Origin of the sequence: Serratia sp. HRI (assembly GCF_010119335.3) — a bacterium.
Lineage (GTDB): Bacteria > Pseudomonadota > Gammaproteobacteria > Enterobacterales > Enterobacteriaceae > Serratia > Serratia nevei.
Window position 1 is genome coordinate 2,433,483 of the sequence record NZ_CP083690.1, and the last position, 19,027, is coordinate 2,452,509.

General features: G+C 61.6%; 18 protein-coding genes. 3 read left to right on the forward strand and 15 right to left on the reverse strand.

Annotation, left to right across the window (positions count from 1 at the left end; all coding sequences use genetic code 11):
- Positions 1-7 precede the first annotated feature (7 nt).
- From ubiE to udp, 5 genes are all read right to left on the reverse strand, one after another.
- Positions 8-763, reverse strand: coding sequence for a bifunctional demethylmenaquinone methyltransferase/2-methoxy-6-polyprenyl-1,4-benzoquinol methylase UbiE (gene ubiE / locus GF111_RS11740; RefSeq protein WP_025304918.1), 756 nt, complete (start codon positions 761-763; stop codon positions 8-10).
- A gap of 78 nt (positions 764-841) precedes the next feature.
- Entirely contained in the window at positions 842-2,389 is a 1,548-nt protein-coding gene (rmuC, locus tag GF111_RS11745; protein ID WP_048232418.1) for a DNA recombination protein RmuC, read from the reverse strand.
- 140 nt (positions 2,390-2,529) lie between these two features.
- Entirely contained in the window at positions 2,530-3,060 is a 531-nt protein-coding gene (locus GF111_RS11750) for a DedA family protein (RefSeq protein WP_019455291.1), read from the reverse strand.
- Positions 3,061-3,139: 79 nt separating this feature from the next.
- Positions 3,140-3,922, reverse strand: coding sequence for a tyrosine-protein phosphatase (locus GF111_RS11755; RefSeq protein ID WP_047729376.1), 783 nt, complete (start codon positions 3,920-3,922; stop codon positions 3,140-3,142).
- Between the two features lie 130 nt (positions 3,923-4,052).
- On the reverse strand, positions 4,053-4,814 hold the full coding sequence (gene udp, locus GF111_RS11760) for a uridine phosphorylase (RefSeq protein ID WP_004934432.1): 762 nt from the start codon (positions 4,812-4,814) through the stop codon (positions 4,053-4,055).
- A gap of 486 nt (positions 4,815-5,300) precedes the next feature.
- Here udp and GF111_RS11765 point away from each other — a divergent pair, with 486 nt between their 5' ends.
- Positions 5,301-6,128 carry a dienelactone hydrolase family protein gene (locus GF111_RS11765; RefSeq protein WP_038874174.1) on the forward strand — a complete coding sequence of 276 codons (828 nt, stop codon included), beginning with the start codon at positions 5,301-5,303 and terminating at the stop codon, positions 6,126-6,128.
- A gap of 84 nt (positions 6,129-6,212) precedes the next feature.
- Here GF111_RS11765 and metE read toward each other — a convergent pair whose 3' ends face one another.
- Positions 6,213-8,501, reverse strand: coding sequence for a 5-methyltetrahydropteroyltriglutamate--homocysteine S-methyltransferase (gene metE, locus GF111_RS11770; protein ID WP_162419885.1), 2,289 nt, complete (start codon positions 8,499-8,501; stop codon positions 6,213-6,215).
- A 90-nt stretch (positions 8,502-8,591) separates the two neighbouring features.
- On the opposite strand from metE, the gene metR reads away from it, so the two are divergent.
- Positions 8,592-9,536: an HTH-type transcriptional regulator MetR gene (metR, locus tag GF111_RS11775; RefSeq protein WP_038874173.1), complete on the forward strand. Its 945-nt coding sequence runs from the start codon at positions 8,592-8,594 to the stop codon at positions 9,534-9,536.
- A 36-nt stretch (positions 9,537-9,572) separates the two neighbouring features.
- Here the strand turns inward: metR and GF111_RS11780 are convergent, their stop codons facing one another.
- The gene (locus tag GF111_RS11780; RefSeq protein WP_048232416.1) at positions 9,573-10,433 is read right to left on the reverse strand and encodes a carboxylate/amino acid/amine transporter; all 861 of its coding nucleotides are present in this window, start codon (positions 10,431-10,433) and stop codon (positions 9,573-9,575) included.
- A 151-nt stretch (positions 10,434-10,584) separates the two neighbouring features.
- Between GF111_RS11780 and GF111_RS11785 the strand changes: the two genes are divergently transcribed.
- Entirely contained in the window at positions 10,585-10,914 is a 330-nt protein-coding gene (locus GF111_RS11785; protein ID WP_094461171.1) for a hypothetical protein, read from the forward strand.
- On the opposite strand, the gene GF111_RS11790 is transcribed toward GF111_RS11785, so the two are convergent.
- From GF111_RS11790 to livF, 8 genes are all read right to left on the reverse strand, one after another.
- Entirely contained in the window at positions 10,895-11,851 is a 957-nt protein-coding gene (locus GF111_RS11790; RefSeq protein WP_094461170.1) for an AEC family transporter, read from the reverse strand. The genes GF111_RS11785 and GF111_RS11790 overlap by 20 nt on opposite strands.
- Before the next feature lie 60 nt (positions 11,852-11,911).
- A complete protein-coding gene (gene ugpQ / locus GF111_RS11795) occupies positions 11,912-12,649 on the reverse strand; it encodes a glycerophosphodiester phosphodiesterase (protein ID WP_047729384.1) in 738 nt (245 codons plus the stop codon).
- Complete coding sequence (locus GF111_RS11800; RefSeq protein ID WP_047729386.1) at positions 12,649-13,719, reverse strand: sn-glycerol-3-phosphate import ATP-binding protein UgpC; 1,071 nt, start codon at positions 13,717-13,719, stop codon at positions 12,649-12,651. Before GF111_RS11800 ends, ugpQ begins: the two co-directional genes overlap by 1 nt.
- Positions 13,720-13,724: 5 nt before the next feature.
- Positions 13,725-14,570, reverse strand: coding sequence for a sn-glycerol-3-phosphate ABC transporter permease UgpE (gene ugpE, locus GF111_RS11805; protein ID WP_019455301.1), 846 nt, complete (start codon positions 14,568-14,570; stop codon positions 13,725-13,727).
- On the reverse strand, positions 14,567-15,454 hold the full coding sequence (ugpA, locus tag GF111_RS11810; RefSeq protein ID WP_015376293.1) for a sn-glycerol-3-phosphate ABC transporter permease UgpA: 888 nt from the start codon (positions 15,452-15,454) through the stop codon (positions 14,567-14,569). The genes ugpE and ugpA overlap by 4 nt, the downstream gene beginning before the upstream one ends.
- Before the next feature lie 78 nt (positions 15,455-15,532).
- Positions 15,533-16,852 carry a sn-glycerol-3-phosphate ABC transporter substrate-binding protein UgpB gene (gene ugpB / locus GF111_RS11815; protein WP_147191127.1) on the reverse strand — a complete coding sequence of 440 codons (1,320 nt, stop codon included), beginning with the start codon at positions 16,850-16,852 and terminating at the stop codon, positions 15,533-15,535.
- A gap of 187 nt (positions 16,853-17,039) precedes the next feature.
- A complete protein-coding gene (locus tag GF111_RS11820; protein ID WP_047729390.1) occupies positions 17,040-18,227 on the reverse strand; it encodes a PLP-dependent aminotransferase family protein in 1,188 nt (395 codons plus the stop codon).
- Positions 18,228-18,271: 44 nt separating this feature from the next.
- The gene (gene livF / locus GF111_RS11825; protein WP_038874157.1) at positions 18,272-18,973 is read right to left on the reverse strand and encodes a high-affinity branched-chain amino acid ABC transporter ATP-binding protein LivF; all 702 of its coding nucleotides are present in this window, start codon (positions 18,971-18,973) and stop codon (positions 18,272-18,274) included.
- Positions 18,974-19,027: the final 54 nt, after the last annotated feature.

Sequence of the window (19,027 nt, forward strand, 5' to 3'; positions counted from 1 at the left end):
CTCCCTCTCAGAACTTGAAGCCGCGATGCAGGGCGACAATCCCACCGGTCAGGTTGAAATAGGTGACGTTTTCAAAACCGGCGTTGCCCATCATACCCTTCAGGGTTTCCTGATCGGGGTGCATGCGGATCGATTCCGCCAGGTAGCGGTAGCTGTCCGGATCCTTCACCACCAGCTCGCCGATCTTCGGCAATACGTGGAACGAGTAGGCATCGTAAGCTTTGCTCAGCGGCGCCAGCAGCGGCTTGGAGAATTCCAGCACCAGCAGGCGGCCGCCCGGCTTCAACACGCGGAACATCGAGCGCAGCGCTTTGTCTTTGTCGGTGACGTTGCGCAGGCCAAAGGAGATGGTGATGCAATCGAAGTAATTATCCGGGAACGGCAGCGCTTCGGCGTTGGCCTGCACGTAATTGATGTTGCCGACGATGCCACGATCGCGCAGCTTCTCGCGTCCCATCTTCAGCATCGAATCGTTGATGTCCGCCAGCACCACCTGCCCCTGCTCGCCGACCATGCGGGAGAACTTGGCCGCCAGGTCGCCGGTACCGCCGGCCAGATCCAGCACGCGCTGCCCGCGGCGCACGCCGCTGCAGTCAATGGTGAAACGCTTCCAGATACGGTGGATGCCGAACGACATCAGGTCGTTCATCACGTCATACTTTGCCGCTACCGAATGAAAAACGTCCGCCACCATGGCCTGTTTTTCGTCTCTAGCGACGGTGCGAAAACCGAAATCGGTGGTTTCCTGCGGTTGATCTGCCATTGTCCTGCCTGCTATTCAGTCAATTTTGTGTGGATGAGTGTACCAGAAGCCTGGGGAATACCCCACCTCGCCACGGCCTCAGCCGTGCGAAACGAAGCCTGGTTCCCCGGCGGTATCGTCACCGTCTTTCGTCTGCGGCAGCGCGGCGACATCATCGTCGTTCGCCTCTTCCGCTTCATCGTGTTGCGCGCCGGCTTGCTGCGCCAGCAGCGGGTTGATCGGCCGTTTGACCTCAACCCCCAACGCGCGAAAACCTTCAATTTGGCCAATAAGGTTACCACGGCCTTCGCTCAGTTTGTTCATCGCCTGACGATAACTGCCCTGCGCCTTGTCCAGGCTCTGCCCCAGCGCGGACATATCGTCCACGAACAGCCGCATCTTGTCATACAGTTTCGCCGCGCGATCGGCGATGCGCTGGGCATTTTGGCTCTGATGCTCATAACGCCACAGGTTGGTGATGGTACGCAGTGCCACCAGCAACGTGGTCGGGCTGACCAGCATGATGTTGTGCTTAAGCGCTTCGCTGATCAGCTCCGGCTCGCGATCGATAGCCAGCAGGAAGGCAGGCTCGACCGGAATGAACATCAGCACATAGTCCAGCGAGCGCAACCCCGGCAGCTGCTGATAGTCCTTGCGGCCCAGCATGCGGATGTGGCCGCGCAGCGAGGCGATATGTTCGCTCAGCGCCGCCTCGCGCTCCGCCTCATCCTCGCCGTTGAAATAGCGCTCGTAGGCGATCAGCGACATCTTGGCGTCGATCACCACATCCTTGCCCTGCGGCAGGCGCACGATCACATCGGGCTGCATGCGGCTCTGGTGATCCACCCGCACGTTGACCTGCGTTTCATACTCGTGCCCTTCGCGCAGGCCGGAGGCCTCCAGCACCCGGCTCAGCACCACTTCGCCCCAGTTGCCCTGCGTTTTGTTGTCGCCTTTAAGCGCCTTGGTGAGGTTAATGGCCTCGCGCGCCATCTGTGCGTTCAACTGCTGCAGATTACGTATCTCGTGCGTCAGCGTGTGACGTTCCCGCGCCTCCTGACCAAAGCTGTCCTGCACCTGACGGCGGAAACCGTCCAGCTGTTCACGCAGCGGCAGCAGCAACCGATCCAAGCTTTGCTTATTTTGCTCGTCCACCTTACGGCCGCTGTGTTCAAAAATGCGGTTGGCGAGGTTTTCAAACTGGGTGGTGAGGCGTTGTTCGCTGTTGATAAGCAGGCGCTGCTTCTCCTCCGCCGCCATGCGCGTCTCTTCCAAACGGATGGTGACTTCGCGCAGCTCGGCCTCCTGCGCGCTGTTAACCTCGCGCTGGGCACGCAGCTCCTGGTTAAGCAGTTCGCATTCGTTGCGCCAATGGTTGAGCTGTTGAAGCTTTTCATGCCCGGCCGCCAGCTGGCTGTGCAGGTTACGCAGCTCCAGCTCGCTCTGCCGCAGCTGCTGCTCGTGGCGCTGCAGAGCCTCCTGCCGCGCCACCGTTTCCTGCTGCGCCTGCTGCAACGCTTGCTCCAGCAACCGCAGCTCGGTTTCATGCTGCGCATTCGTCTGTTGCACCCGCAGACTGGCGATCAACCACCCCAACAGCATGCCGATCGTTACGCCGCCAATCCCATAAATCAGACTGGTATCCACCCTGCCTCCTGTTGCACCTTGCCGTTCCGGCGTTTCGCACGCCCATTGCCCGTCACGTTAAGGGGAGCCTGTATGGATGTCCAGCCTGATTTTGCCCGCCGCGCACAATATTGCGCGGCGCTGCGCAATTTAGCGAGAAATCAGCCCAGCCACTGGCTGAGCCACTTGATGCCGAATGCCCCCGGCGCCAGAATGCCGAACGCCCAGATCATCGCCGATGTGACGTTGGCTAACTGGAAATAACGCTGCGGCATGCCGCAAATGCCGCCCACCAGCGGTACCACGGCGCGCAGCGGGCCGAAAAAGCGGCCGATGAAGATGCCCAGCACGCCCCAGCGTTCAAAGAACGCGTGGCCGCGCGCCAGCAGCTGCGGATTGCGCGACAGCGGCCACATATGCGCCACCCGGTCCTGATAGTGATAGCCGATCCAGTAAGAGAGCCAGTCGCCGAAAAACGCCCCGACGGCGGCAGCGGCCCAAATCGGCCAAAAGGCGATGCCGCTTTCGCCGATCAGCGCGCCCAGCGCCAGCAGGATCACCGTGGCCGGCAGCAGCAGCGACAAAAACGCCAGCGACTCGCCGAACGCCAGGAAAAAGATGATGGGAATGGCCCAGCCTTCGTGCTGACGCACGACGTCGCTGACCCAGTTGATAACGTCATTGAGGCTCAATGCGGGGCTCCTGATACGCGATAATTCGCCGCCTAGGATAGGCCGGGGCGAGTTAAACCCCGGCTAAACGCGCGGCGATTTACTCGAGGTAGAACGCCTGCAGCGCTTCGCGCTGGGCTGCGCCCAGGCCATATTCCGCTTCCAACCAGCGGTCGGTGGAACCGTATTGCTGACGGATGCAGCCCAACGCCGTTATCAGGAACTCCTCGCGCGCGCTGAGCACGTAAGCGAATTGCTCCAGCGCCGCCGCATTCAGCTTGATAGACAGCTGATCCAACATCTGCTCGCGGAAAGTGGCCAGCGTGGTTTCGGTCAGCAGATAGTCTTCCAGCACCGTAGCTTCGTCGGCCCCCAGCGCGAACAGCACCAGTGCCGAACCGACCCCGGTGCGATCCTTGCCGACCGCGCAGTGCTGCACGATGGCGCCGCCGCCAGGATTGCTCAACAGCTGCGCCAGCCGCTGATAGGCCGCATTACCGAACGGCAGGCGGCGATACAGCTCCAGCATGAACGCCCGGGCGTCGAAGGCGGCCAGCGTCTCGTTGGTGAGCTTCTCCAGGTTGGCGTTGACTTCGCTGCTCAGCGGGTTAGCCGGCACGTGGTGATAGTCGGCGCCACTCCACAGAATATCCGGCTTGGCCTGCACCTCGTCGGCATCGCGGTAGTCCAGCACCGAGCGCACCGGCACGCCGGCGAGAAAGGTGCAGTCGTTTTCCGTCAGCCGCTCGAGGGAACCGGAGCGGAACAGCAGGCCGCGCTTGATGCGGCGCCCGTCGGCCACGCCGTTGCCGCCGAAGTCGCGGAAATTGATGCCGCCGTCGAGCGGCGCGAGCGAAGGATGAAGCAGGATCTGGGCGGTCATAAACGTCCTCGTTGTTTTTGTTATGACAACGCGCGGCGGCCATCGGCGCAGCGCTGAGGAGTATCACCGTAACAGATTCGCCGCGAATGGAAAAACGGGCCGCGTCGGCGGCCCGCTGGGGGAAAGGCGATTACAGCAGGCGGCGAGCGGCGTCCACCACGATCTGCACCGCTTTGCTTTCGGTGTTTTTCATAGTCTCTGCGTTCGGGATCTCTTGCTGGGTGCGGTTGACGATCACCCCGGCCACCATGCCGGCGCGCAGGCCCTGGCTGGCGCACATGGTCAGCAGCGTGGCGGATTCCATTTCATAGTTCATCACGCCCATCGCCTGCCACTCTTCCATCGAGCCTTTGAAACGGCTGACCACGCGGCCGGAGTAAGTGTCGTAACGCTCCTGGCCCGGATAGAAAGTATCGGAGGAGGCGGTCACGCCGATGTGCGTGGTGGCACCGCTGGCCTTGGCCGCTTCCACCAGCGCGGTGGTGCAGGCGAAGTCCGCGACCGCCGGGAACTCCATCGGCGCAAAGTGCAGGCTGGCGCCGTCAAGGCGTACCGCCGCCGTGGTGACCAGCACGTCGCCGACGTTGATGTTCGCCTGAATGGCGCCGGTGGTGCCGATGCGCAGGAAGGTGCGAATGCCCAGCTGCGCCAGCTCTTCCACCGCGATAGAAGTAGACGGGCCGCCGATACCGGTAGAGCACACGATCACCGCCTTGCCGTCCAGCTCTGCGCGCCAGGTAGTGAATTCACGATGGGAGGCCAGATGCACCGGATTTTCCATCAGCTTGGCAATCTTCTCTACGCGCTGCGGATCGCCCGGCACGATGGCAAGCTGGGCCCCTTGTAAATCGTTCTTGGTGAGGCCGAGATGAAAAACGTCAGACTGAGACATACGAGACTCCTCATGGATCATGTTTATTGGGAGGAACAAAAACGCACTCTACTGAAAATCGCCGCTTAATTTCGTGACGATAGTCACTATGAAAAGAGAAACAAATTACATGCTACATATTTTTTGTGATTTTTATCACAAAAAATATTGTGACGCCCCCAGAACGCACCGCTAAACCTCAGTCTAGCCGACAAACCTTGCTGTTCCCTGCCCGTTGGTTGCCGGCTGAAACTATTTAGCTGTTCAATTCAAAATAACCTCATCTTATCGGTTGCTTAGGAGTAAAAAAGCCCTCTAACGCACCTTATGGCACTTACGCAGGGCAAAACGCGTAATAACATGATAAAAAGCGCTTAAAAATGCCGCAAAGCCAGATAATTAGCCGTTTTTTATCAACTTGTCCGAAAGTGCGCCACGCAGCGCCAATAATGGGTAATCTTTCCTATAGTTAATCTCAGCGCTTTTTTCTATTGCACGGAGACCGCAATGAAAACCGAACATGTGATGACATTAGAACAGGCTCAGGGGGGATTCGCCCCGGCCGCCGCGCCGTTGGCCGCCTCCGCGATTATCACCGACGAACAGGGCATTCACGCCGGGCAAACGACCATTCCTTCTCAGGGTGACGCGCTGCCGGCCTACGTCGCCAAACCCGCCGACCAGAGCGGCCCCTTCCCCATCGTCCTAGTGGTGCAGGAAATCTTCGGCGTCCATGAACATATTCAGGATCTGTGCCGCCGCCTGGCCAAGCAGGGCTATCTGGCGATCGCGCCCGAACTCTATTTCCGCCAGGGCGACGCCAACGACTACACCGATATCGGCGAGCTGTTCCAGCAGTTGGTCACCAAGGTGCCGGATCGTCAGGTGCTGTCGGATCTGGATCACGCCGCGCACTGGGCTATCCGCCACGGCGGCGACGCCGGCAAGCTGGCGATCACCGGTTTTTGCTGGGGTGGCCGCATCACCTGGCTGTACGCGGCGCATAACCCGCAGTTGAAGGCGGCGGTCGCCTGGTATGGCAAACTGGTCGGCGAGAAAACGCTGAATTCACCGAAGCAGCCGGTCGACGTCGCCACCCACCTGTCGGCGCCGGTGCTGGGGCTGTATGGCGGGCAGGACAGCGGCATCCCGCTGGAGACGGTGGAAACCATGCGCCAGGCGATCCGCGCCGCCAACGCCGAGGCCGAAATCGTGGTGTATCCCGAGGTCGGGCATGCGTTCAACGCCGATTATCGTCCCAGCTACAACGCCGAAGCGGCGCAAGACGGCTGGCAGCGCATGCTGGCGTGGTTCGCCCAGCACGGCGTCAAATAATTTCCCTCGCATAAAAAAGGGCGCCGAAGCGCCCAATCATCACACCAGTAAATCTATAAGCGGCGGTTTATCCGCCGCACGGCATCACGCTTGCTCGCGCAGGCGCTGTGCCGCCAATACCATGTTGGCCAGCGACTGCCGGGTTTCCGGCCAGCCGCGGGTTTTCAGGCCGCAATCCGGGTTAACCCACAGGCGTTCCGCCGGGATGTTCTGCGCCGCTTTACGCAGCAGCGCTTCAATCCATTCCACGCTCGGCACGTTCGGCGAGTGAATATCGTAGACGCCCGGCCCGATTTCGTTCGGGTATTCGAACGCTTTGAAGGCTTCCAGCAGATCCATATCGGAACGCGAGGTCTCGATGGTGATCACGTCGGCGTCCAGCGCGGCGATGGAGTCCATGATGTCGTTGAATTCGCAATAACACATGTGGGTGTGGATCTGGGTGTCGTCCCGCGCCACGGCGGCGTTCAGTTTGAAGGCGTCCACCGCCCAGTTCAGGTACGCGGCCCAGTCGGATTGGCGCAGCGGCAGCCCTTCGCGCAGGGCGGGTTCGTCGATCTGGATGATGCCGATACCGGCTTTTTCCAGATCTTCCACCTCGTCGCGCAGCGCCAGCGCAATCTGCTTGGCAATCACTTCGCGGGTCACGTCTTCACGCGGGAACGACCAGCACAGGATGGTCACCGGCCCGGTCAACATGCCTTTCACCGGCTTGTCGGTCAGCGACTGGGCGAATTTGGCCCATTCGACGGTGATGGCTTCCGGGCGGCTGACGTCGCCGATGATGACCGGCGGCTTCACGCAGCGGGAGCCGTAGCTCTGCACCCAGCCGTTTTGGGTAAACACGAAGCCGTCCAGGTTCTCGCCGAAATACTCCACCATGTCGTTGCGCTCGGCTTCACCGTGCACCAGCACGTCCAGCCCGAGGCGCTCCTGCTCGACGATCGCCTGTTTGATGTGCTCACCGATGCTGGTGCGGTAGTTGTTGCCGTCCAAACGGCCCTGTTTGAAGTCCAGACGCAGGCCGCGGATCTCGGTGGTCTGCGGGAACGAACCGATGGTGGTGGTCGGCCAGGCCGGCAGGTTGAAACGTTCGCGCTGCGCCCTGGCGCGTTCGGCGTAAGCGCTGTGGCGTTCGCTGTCCTGCGCGGTGATCGCGGCCAGCCGGCGCTCAACCTGTGGGTTATGTACGCGGCTCGACTGACGGCGGGCGCGGATCGGTGCGCTGTAGGCATCCAGTTCAGCCTGCTTGGCCGCGTCAGGCGCGTTCAGCGCCGAGCTCAACAGCGCCAGCTCGGCGCATTTTTGCAGCGCGAAGGCGAACCAGCTTTTCACTTCTTCGTCCAGACGGCTTTCCACGCTCAGGTCGATCGGGCTGTGCAGCAGTGAACAGGAGCTGCCGATCCACAGTGGGCGGGTGCCCACCAGCGGCTGAAGACGTTCGAACCAGCGGCTCAGATCGGCGCGCCAGACGTTGCGGCCGTTGATGACCCCCAGCGACAGCAGCCAGTCGTTCGGCAATGCGGCGCTCAGCGCGGCAATATCGTCATGGCCGGCGACCAGATCGACGTGCAGCCCCTGCACCGGCAGCGTGCGGACGGTATCGAGGTTGTGGCCGACGCTGTCGAAATACGTGGTCAGCAGCAGCTTCACCTGCCCCTGCAGCGCGTCGTAAGCCGGTTTGAACGCATCCAGCCAGGCTTGCGGCAGCTCCAGCACCAGCGCAGGCTCGTCAATTTGCACCCACTCGACGCCACGTTTCGCCAGCTCGGCCAGCACCTGTTGGTAAACCGGCAGAATCTCTTTCAGCAGCGACAGACGGTCAAACGGCTCGCCCTTCACCTTACCCAACCACAGATAGGTCACCGGGCCCAGCAGCACCGGCTTGATGCGATGGCCGAGCGCCAGCGCTTCGTCCACTTCGTCCAGCAGCTGAGTCCAGCCCAGCTTGAACTGCTGGCCTTGCTGGAATTCGGGCACCATGTAGTGATAGTTGGTGTTGAACCATTTGGTCATTTCCGCCGCGGCTGCCGGCTCGCCGGTCGGTGCGCGGCCACGGCCGATGCGAAACAGCGTGTCCAGATCGATCGAACCATCCACATTCTGATGGCGCGCCGGCACGTTGCCCAGCAGCAGGCTGGTGGTCAACACATGATCGTACCAGGCGAAATCGCCGACCGGCACCAAATCCACCCCGGCCTGCCGTTGCTGCTGCCAATGACGAGCACGCAGCTCGCGGCCAACCGCCAACAGCTCTTCCTGCGTTGAGTTGCCGGCCCAGTAGCTTTCCTGCGCTTTCTTCAGCTCACGTCGAAGCCCAACGCGAGGAAAACCCAGTGTGTGATTCAAAATTGCCATCGTCATATTCCCCATTTAGACGTCCAGATGTTTACACATCCATAATCAGCAGGTACTGTATTAACCACAAGCGCAATTTATTCACTGTCAATGTGAAGGACTCTCATGATCGAACTGAAACATTTACGGACGCTGCAGGCCCTGCGCAACAGCGGCTCGCTGGCGGGGGCGGCGGCCCAACTTCATCAGACGCAGTCTGCCCTGTCGCACCAGTTCAGCGATCTTGAACAACGTCTGGGCTTCAAGCTGTTCGTGCGCAAGAGCCAGCCCCTGCGCTTCACCGCCCAGGGCGAGATCCTGCTGCAGCTGGCGGAGCAGGTGCTGCCGCAGATCCAGCAGGCGCTGCAGGCCTGCCACGAGCCGCATCAGACCACGCTGCGCATCGCCATCGAATGCCACAGCTGCATTCAGTGGCTGACGCCGGCGCTGGACAACTTCCGCCGGCGTTTCCCGCAGGTGGTGATGGACTTCACTTCCGGCGTGACTTTCGATCCGCAACCGGCCTTGCAACAGGGCGAACTGGATCTGGTGATGACGTCGGATATTCTGCCGCGCAGCGGCCTGCACTATTCGCCGATGTTCGATTTCGAGGTGCGCCTGGTGCTGGCGCCGGATCATCCGCTGGCCGGCAGGCCGCACATCGAGCCGGAAGACTTGAGTGACGAAACGCTGTTGATTTACCCGGTGCAGCGCCAACGGCTGGATATCTGGCGGCATTTTCTGCAGCCGGCGGGCGTCAGCCCGGCGTTGAAGAACGTCGATAACACGCTGCTGCTGATCCAGATGGTATCGGCGCGGATGGGGATTGCGGCGCTGCCGCACTGGGTGGTGGAGAGTTTCGAACAGCAGGGTCTGGTGGTGACCAAAACCCTGGGTGACGGCCTGTGGAGCCGCCTGTACGCTGCCGTGCGCGACGGTGAACAGCGCCAGGCGGTGACCGAAGCCTTTATCCGCTCGGCCCGCCAGCACGCCTGCGATCATCTGCCGTTTGTGCGCGACGCCGCACGCCCCGGCGCGACCGGCGCCAAAGCGTTGGCGGCCGGCGTATAAACTTTCGGGCCCCCCGGGCCGGGGTGGCCCGCCCGCTTAGCCAAGCTGTTTCGGCGCCACCCAGCGGCGATGCACCCACAGCGAAGCGACGATCACCGCCCCGCCGATGATAAAGCTCGGCCAATGCGGCTGCTGTTGCCAGATGGCCAGGTTGACCAACAAACCGGCCGGCACATGCATATTGTTCATGATGCCGAGCGTGCCGGCATCCACCTGCGTCGCGCCGTAGTTCCACATGAAGTAGCCCAGCCCCGACGCCACCACGCCCAGCCAGATCAGCACGCCCCACTGCAGATTGGTGGTCGGCAGCTGCTGCGGATTGCCCCACAGGAACCAGGCCACCACCGCCACCGCCGCAGCCCCCAGGTAGAACCAGGAAAAAGCGGTGTGCTGCGGCAAGGGGTGCACTTCCATCAAGCGCTTATAGCCGACCATGCCGATGGCGAAGCTGATATTCGCCGCCTGCACCAACAGCAGCCCCCACCAGAAATGCTCACTCAGCTGGTGATAGCGGATAATCGCCGCGCCCAGCACCGCCAGCAACGCGCTGAAGACATAGCCCCAACGCAGACGCCGGCCGCTCAGCAAGTCGTAGATCAGCGTGATGTACAGCGGCGTCAGCACGGTGAACAGCAGGAATTCCGGCACCGTCAGGTACAGATAGGCGCGGAAGCTGAACAGGTACATGATGCCCAGCTGGAAGGCGCCCACCAGCATATACAGCAGGATCACCTTGAGTTTGATGTTGCGCCAACGCAGAAACGGCAGAAACACCAGCGCCGCCAGCCCGATGCGCACCAGCGCCGAGAATCCGCTGTCGACGTGGCCCGCCAGGTACTCGCCAATCAGGCTGAAAGAAAATGCCCACAGAATGGTGGTTATAACCAAAAGCAGCACGATGGGTTCACCCTAAAAAGACCGAAAGGGCGATTGTAACGGAAGATGCGCACCGCGTTGGTGAAAAGGCGGTTTACATCAGAACAAAATATAAACTACCGGCAAAATTTCACCGCTGGGTTAGGCTTAATAAAAAGGCGAGGTAACCATCATGAAAACTTCTCACATCCTGTTCGCCCTGCTGTGGCTGCCCGGCCTGGCTGCGGCGGCCAACGGCGTAACCGATCTGCGTTCACAGCAGCAGGTTCTCAACCAAAGCAGCCAGCAGGCCCAGCAACAGCGCCAGTTGAACAATCAACAAATGGACCAACGCCGCCAGCAGCAACAGCGGCAGTTCGACAATCAGCGGCAACAGCTGATGCAAACCACGCCGAACGGCGGGCAACTGCTGCCTAACGGCAATCAGCCGCGCGATCCGTTCAATCGCACCGCACCGGCGGTACCGCAGGCACCGATGCCGGCTACGTCCGTACGCCCATAACGGTGAGGATCAGCGGCGTGGTGATCGCCGCCAGCACGGTGGACATCACCAGGCTGGTGGCGGCCGGGCCGGTGAGCGTATTGAACTGGCGCGACATCAGGTAGACGTTCACCCCCACCGCCATCGATCCCAGCAGCACCACAACGCGGGTTTCCATCGGCGGCAGATCCATCATCCAGGCCAGCAGCCAAATCACTAGCGGCTGCACCAGCAACTTCAGCACGCAGATGGCGCTGCTCAGCTGCCAGCCTTCGCTGATGCGGTACTCGGCAAGCCCCATCCCCAGCACCACCAGCGACAGCGGCGCCGCCACCTGGCCGAGCATGCTGACCGGCCGATCGACGAAGGTCGGCAGCGGCAGGCCGGTCAGGCTGAACAGAGTGCCGGACAGAATGCCGACGATCAGCGGATTGGTCAGCACGCTACGCGCGGTTTTAGCGAAGCCGCTCAGCGTCGGCGAACCGTTGCGCGCCCATTCGATCGACACCGTCACCAGCGTCCACAGGATCAGGCCGTTGAACACCAGCACCAGCGCCACCGACGGGATCGCCGCCTCCCCCAGCATCACGCCGGCGATCGGCAAGCCGAGCATCACGTTATTGGAGAAAATACCGCCCAGCGCAAACACCGATCCGGCGACGCCATCCAGCCGGAAGAGATGCCGGGCGACGAGGCGGCCAAGCACGAACACGATCAGGCAACTGCCGAAGAACGCGATCAGCAGCCGAGCGTCGACCGCCGGGCGCTGCGAGAAGTCGCACATCATGCGAAACAGCATGGCGGGCAAGGCGAGGGAAAACACGAAACGCGTCAGGCCATCGGTGATGCTGGCAGGCCATTTCCCCCAGCGAATCAACCCATAACCCAACGCAATCAGGACGAACAGCGGTAAAGACAGCACGATCTGGTGCCAGAGTGACAGGATAAAGCCAGGCATCGCATTCCTTCCGGTGGTGCGGCGGCAAGGCTTGTCGTCGCGGGATTCATCGGTGCCGGATTAAAAATCCGGGCCGATCAAATCTATCCGGTCGGTGCAAATGCAGTCAACGCCCCAGTCGAGCAGCAGGCGCGCGCGATCCGGTTGGTTGACGGTGTACACCAGAATGCGCAACCCGGCGTCTTTCAACGCTTTTACCCGCTCGGCGGTCAGCGCTTTGTGATCGATATGCAGCGAGACGCAGTCCAGGCGTTCGGTCAGCTCGCGCCAGTTGTCGTCCCAGTCCTCGAGCAGCAGGCCGCGCGGCAAATCCGGCACGGTGCGCTGCGCCGCCGCCAGCGCTTCTACCGAGAAGGAAGAGAGCAGCGGATCGGTCTGCCCTTGCCACAGCAGCCGCGCCGCCAGCGCCACCACCCGGCCGGTTTCATCGTCGCTGCCGGTGGTCGGCTTGATCTCGATATTGGCCATCAGGCCGTGTTCCTGGCAGCGTTCCGCCACCTCCGACAACAGCGGCAACCGCTCGCCCTTGAAGGCCGAGCTGTACCAGTTGCCGGCGTCCAGCTGCACCAGCTTGTCCCACGGCAGTTCGCCCGCCACGCCCCAACCGTTGCTGGTGCGATCCAGCGTGTCGTCGTGCAGCAGGAAAATTTGCCCGTCCTGCGCCAGCTTGGCATCGAACTCGATCATCTTGTGGCCGTGGCGCGCGCCGACGTCGATCGCCGCCAGGGTGTTTTCCGGCGCCAGAGAACCGCCGCCGCGGTGGGCGACGATATGAGGGTAAGGCCAGGGTCTAGTCATCAATCCATCCGTAATCCGCTGTGGGTGTCAAAGAAGTGCAGCGCCTGAGCAGGCAGCTGCAAATATAGCGTACTGCCCGCCGCCGGCAAGGTTTCGTGCGACAGCCGCGCGATCACCCCGTGGCCGCCCCACTGGCCGTGCGCCAGATTGTCGGCCCCCAGCAGTTCCAGCGTCTGCAGCTGCAGCGGCACGCCCTGGCCTTGCGCCACCCGCTGAATATGCTCCGGCCGAATGCCCAACGTCAACTGCCGCCCCGCCCACTGAGGTTTGGCCGCCGGCAACGGCAGCACCATGCCGTCCGCCAGCAGCAGCTGGCCGCCGTCGGCGCTGAGGGTGCCGGGCAGCAGGTTCATCGCCGGCGATCCGATAAAGCCCGCGACAAACAGCGAAGCCGGCCGTTGGTACACTTCGCTCGGGGTGCCGATCTGCTCCGCCACGCCCTTGTTCATTACGATGACCCGCTGCGCCAGCGTCATCGCCTCCACCTGATCGTGAGTCACGTACAGGCTGGTGGTTTTCAGACGACGATGCAGCTGTTGCAGCTCCAGGCGCATCTGCACCCGCAGCTTGGCGTCCAGGTTGGACAGCGGCTCATCGAACAGGAATACCGCCGGCTCGCGCACGATGGCGCGCCCCATCGCCACGCGCTGGCGCTGGCCGCCGGAAAGCTCGCGCGGTTTGCGTTTGAGCAGCGGCTCCAGCTCCAGGATGCGCGCCGCCTCCTCCACCCGCTGGCGGATATGATCCTTGCCGAAACCGCGGATCTTGAGGCCGTAGGCCATGTTGTCGTACACGCTCATGTGCGGATAGAGCGCGTAGTTCTGGAACACCATCGCGATGCCGCGATCCTTGGGCTCCAGATCGGTCACGCGCCGGGTATCGATATAGATATCGCCGCTGGTGGTGCGTTCCAGCCCGGCCACCATCCGCAGCAGCGTGGATTTGCCGCAGCCGGACGGGCCGACCATCACGATGAATTCGCCGTCCGCCACATCGAGGTCGATCTGTTTGATCACCGGCGTTTTACCGTCGTAAGACTTGGTGACCGCCTGTAGTTTTAATCCTGCCATCGTCGTTATTTCTCGCTATCAACCAGACCGCGCACAAACCAGCGCTGCATCAGAAGCACCACCGCCAGCGGTGGCAATAAAGTCAGAATCATCGCCGCCATCACCTGGTTCCACTGGGTCGGCGCGCCGGAAGTGGAGATCATGCTCTTGATGCCCGCCACCGCAGTGCCCATCGAGGCGTCGCTGGTGATCAGGATCGGCCACAGGTATTGGTTCCAGCCGTAGATAAAGGTGATGACGAACAGCGCCGCCAGATTGGTTTTCGACAGCGGCAGCACGATGTCCCAGAAGAAACGCATCGGCCCGGCGCCGTCGATGCGCGCCGCCTCCAGCAGCTCATCCGGCAACGTCATGAAGAACTGACGCAGCAGGAAGGTCGCGGTGGCCGAGGCCATCAGCGGCAGCGTCAGGCCGGTGTAGCTGTCCAGCAGGTTGAGGTTGGAGATCACCTCCACCGTCGGGAAAATACGCACCTCCACCGGCAGCATCAGGGTGAGGAAAATCAGCCAGAAGAACAGGCTGCGCAGCGGAAAGCGGAAGTACACGATGGCGTAAGCCGACAGCACCGACACCGCGATCTTGCCGAAGGTGATCGCCAGCGCCATGATCACGCTGTTCAGCAGCAGCAGCGAGAACGGCACCTTGAGGTTGCCCACGCCGCCCTGCCAGATATTGCGGATGTTCTCCCACAGGTGGCCGCCGGGCACCAGCGTCATCGGCACCTGAAACACCTGCTTGTCGTCCAGCGTGGCGGCGACAAAGGCCACGTACAGCGGGAACAGCACCACCAGCACGCCGATAATCAGCATCACATGGCTGAAGATATCCAGCCCGCGTCGATTCTCAATCATTGATAGCGCACCTTACGTTCAACAAAGCGGAACTGGATCACCGTCAGGCCGATCACCAGCAGCATCAGGATCACCGACTGCGCGGCAGAGCTGGAGAGATCCAATCCGGCGAAGCCTTCGCGGTAGATCTTGTAGATCAACGTGGTGGTGGACTGCACCGGCCCGCCGCCGGTGGCGGCGTCGATCACCGGGAAGGTATCGAAGAAGGCGTACACCAGATTGACCACCAGCAGGAAGAAGCTCACCGGCGCGATCAGCGGCAGCACCAGATGGAAGAAACGCCGCACCGGGCCGGCGCCGTCGATGGCCGCCGCCTCCACCAGCGAGCGCGGGATCGATTGCAGCGCCGCGAGGAAAAACAGGAAGTTATAGCTTATCTGCTGCCATACCGAGGCCAGCACCACCAGGAACATCGCCTGGCCGCTGTTTTGCGCATGGTTCCAGTTATAGCCCAGTCCGTTGAGGAAATGGGTGATCAACCCCAGGCCGGGGTTGAACAGAAAGATCCACAGCACCGCCGCCACCGCCGGCGCCACCGCATAGGGCAGGATCATCAGCGTGCGATAGAGGCGGCTGCCGCGCAGCACGTAGTCCACCAGCGCGGCGAAGAACAGCGACACCGCCAGCCCGATGCCCGCCACCAGGAAGCTGAAGATCAGCGTGGTGTAGAACGAGTCGAGATAGTAAGGATCCTGAAACAGCTGCTTAAAGTTATCCAGCCCGACAAACTGGCTGGACAGGCCGAACGGATCGAGGCTCTGCACCGAATACCACAGCGCCTCGCCGGCGGGCCATAAAAAGAAGACGGCGGTAATCAGCAGCTGCGGCAACACCAACGCATAGGGCAACCAGCTGCAGCCGAAACCGGGACGGGAAGATGACATAGCAGTTAGACCATTAATCGGGTACGGAAGGATCGGCGTGAAGACGCGAGCCCGATCGGACGGGCCCGCGACGCAGGGTTACTTGGTTGATGCTTCGAAACGGCGCAGCAGCACGTCACCGCGCTGCACGGCGGCGTCCAACGCCTGCTGAGGCGTTTTCTTACCGGTCCACACGCCTTCCAGCTCCTCATCCACCACGCTGCGGATCTGCGGCATGTTGCCCAGGCGCAGGCCCTTGGTGAACGGCAACGGCGGCTTGTTCAGCATCTGGCGAGTGGCGACGTCGGCACCCGGGTTCTTGTCGTAGAAGCCCTGTTGCTTGGTCAGATCGTAAGCCGCGGTGGTGATCGGCAGATAGCCGGTCTTCTGGTGCCATTCGGCGGCGATTTCCGGCTGCGCCAGGTACTGCAGGAACTCGGCCACGCCCTTGTAGGTGGCGGCGTCTTTGCCATTCATCACCCACAGGCTGGCCCCGCCGATGATGGCGTTCTGCGGCGCGTTTTTCGCGTCGGCGTCGTACGGCATCATGCCGACGCCGTAGTTGAATTTGGCGTAGTGTTTGATGTCCGCCAGTGAACCGGAAGAAGCGGTGGTGATGGCGCAGTCGCCGTTATAAAACTTCTCGGTGGATTCGTCTTTGCGGCCGAAGTAGGTGAAATCGCCCTTCTTGTTCATCGCCTCCAGCAGCTCGATGTGCTTGACCTGCAGCGGCTTGTTGAACTCCAGCTTGGCGTTGGTGCCGCCGAACCCGTTGTTTTCGCTGGCGAACGGCACGCCGTGCCAGGCGCTGAAGTTCTCCAGCTGGATCCAGCCCTGCCAGCCGCTGGCGTAGCCGCACTTCATGCCGGCCTCACGCAGCTTGGCAGTATCCGCCGCCAGCTCCTGCCAGGTTTTCGGCGGCTGGTCCGGGTTCAGGCCGGCCTTCTTGAAGGCGTCTTTGTTGTAGTACAGCACCGGCGTGGAGCTGTTGAACGGCTGAGACAGCAGATGGCCGCTCTTGTTGTCGGTGTAATAGCCGGCTACCGTCGGCACGAATACCGACTCGTCGAAGTTGATGCCGGCCTTTTTAAACACTTCGTAGACCGGTTTGATGGCCTTGCTGGCCATCATGGTGGCGGTGCCCACCTCGTAAACCTGCAGGATCGCCGGCGCCTTGCCGGAGCGGTAAGCGGCGATGCCCGCCGCCAGGCTCTGTTCGTAGTTGCCTTTATAAACCGGCACAATCTTGACGTCGCTGTGCGACTGGTTGAAGCGATCCGCCAGGGAATCCACTTCCTTACCCAGTTCGCCTTCCATCGAATGCCAGAACGGGATCTCGGTCGCCGCCAGCGCCTGAGTGCTGACCGCCAGGGTCAACGCGACGCACAGCGTGGTTTTGCGAATAGCGTAGGTGAGCATGCCTAACTCCTGAAAAAAGCTGGTGTAAAAGCGCGTGAGCGAAAAGAATCAGTTTTTTTTTGGAAGCTAACATGCCATGCGCGGATGACAGAAAAATAACCGTTATATGACAGCCACATGACGGCAAGGTGAAGTGAAGATGGCGGTTTGATGTCGGCGGCGGGCATGGGCTCCGCCGCCGCGAGGATTACAGCGAACGGCGCAGACGCGCCACCGCTTCCTGCATCTGCTGTTCGGTGGCGGTGGCGAACGACAGGCGGAAGGTCGAACGATCCGGGTTGTCGGAGAAGAAGTATTCCCCCGGCACGAACACCACGCCCTGCTGCAGGGTAGCGTTCAGCCATTCGGTGGCGTTGAACGGCTGGCGGAAACGTGCCCACAGGAACATGCCGCCCTTCGGCTTATCGAAGGTGATGTAGTCGCCCAGCTCCTGCTCCACCAAACCGGCCAGGATCTCGCCCTTCTGTTTGTAGGCGGCGCGGATCTTGTCGATTTGCGCCGGCAGGCGGCCCAGGCCGAGGTAGCATTCGACGATGCTCTGCGACAGCGCGCTGGCGTGCAGATCCGCCGCCTGCTTGATGATCGCCACTTTATGCAACAGGAACGGCGGCAGGATCGCCCAGCCCAACCGCAGGCCCGGCGCCAGGATCTTGGAGAAGGTCGAGGTATAGATGATATGGTCGGTGTTGCCCAGCACCCGCTGCGACACCTGATGCAGCGTCGGGTGGCGCTCTTCGGTGAAACGCAGCTCGCCGTACGGATCGTCTTCGATGATCAGGAAGTTATGTTCGGCGGCCAGCTTCACCAGCAGTTCGCGGCGCGCGGCGCTCAGGGTGATGCCGCTGGGGTTGCCGAAGTTCGGCACCACGTACACGCCCTTGATGCGCTGGGTTTTCAGCAGCTCGGCCAGCTCTTCCACCACCATGCCGTCGCTGTCGGACGAGACCGACATGATGCTGGCTTCCGCCAGCTCCAGCGTTTGCAACGCCGCCAGGTAGGTCGGGCGCTCCACCACGAACACGTCGCCGGGGTTGACGATGGCGCGCATCACCAAATCCAATGCCTGCTGCGAGCCGGCGGTGACCATCACCTCTTCCGCATCAGCGGTGACGCCGCGCTCGGCGCACAGCGCGCAAATGCGCTCACGCAGCAGCGGGCTGCCCTCAGTCAGGCCATACTGGAACGCGCTTTTCGGCTGTTCGGTGATCGCCTGCTGGGTGGCAATGCTCAATCCTTCGAAATCGAACAACGCATCAGAGGGGATGCCGCCCGCCAGCGAAATGACGTGTTCCATCTTGCTGTGCTTAAGCAATTCACGGATGGCCGAACTTTTTACGTTAACGATGCGCTGCGCGAGTAACCCTTCTGTCTTCATTTCTTCTTCTCGTACCTGATTATTTTAATTCGTAGGGGGGCGGATTAACCGCCCAGATACGCCGACCTCACTGCTTCGTTGGCTAACAATGCAGCCCCCGTATCTTCCAACACCACGCGGCCGTTTTCCAGCACATAACCGCGGTCCGCCAATTTCAGCGCCTGATTGGCGTTTTGCTCCACCAGGAAGATGGTCATGCCCTCTTCCCGCAGCTGCTGAATGATGTCGAAAATCTGCTGGATGATGATCGGCGCCAGCCCGAGCGAGGGCTCGTCGAGCAGCAGCAGCTTCGGCTGGCTCATCAGCGCGCGGCCGATGGCCAACATCTGCTGCTCGCCGCCGGACATGGTGCCGGCGCGCTGGCTTCGGCGCTCCAGCAGGCGCGGGAACAGAGTGAACACCCGTTCGATGCGCTGTTGATACTGCCGGCGATCGGCGAAGAAGCCGCCCATCGCCAGGTTTTCTTCCACCGTCATGCGCGAGAAGACGCGCCGCCCTTCGGGCACGATCGCCACCGCTTCGCGCATGATGCGCGAGGTTTGCCACTGGGTGATGTCCTGGTTCTGAAAGACGATGCTGCCTTCGCTGGCGCGCGGCTCGCCGCACAGGGTGCCGAGCAGCGTGGTTTTACCGGCGCCGTTGGCGCCGATTAACGTCACGATTTCGCCCTGGCTTATCGTGAGACTGACCTGATGCAGCGCCTGAATTTTGCCGTAATGGGCGGATACCTGATTGAATGACAACATAAAGACTGCGCCCCATCATTGTGCGTGAGCATCGCTGGTGATTATTTCGCTGCG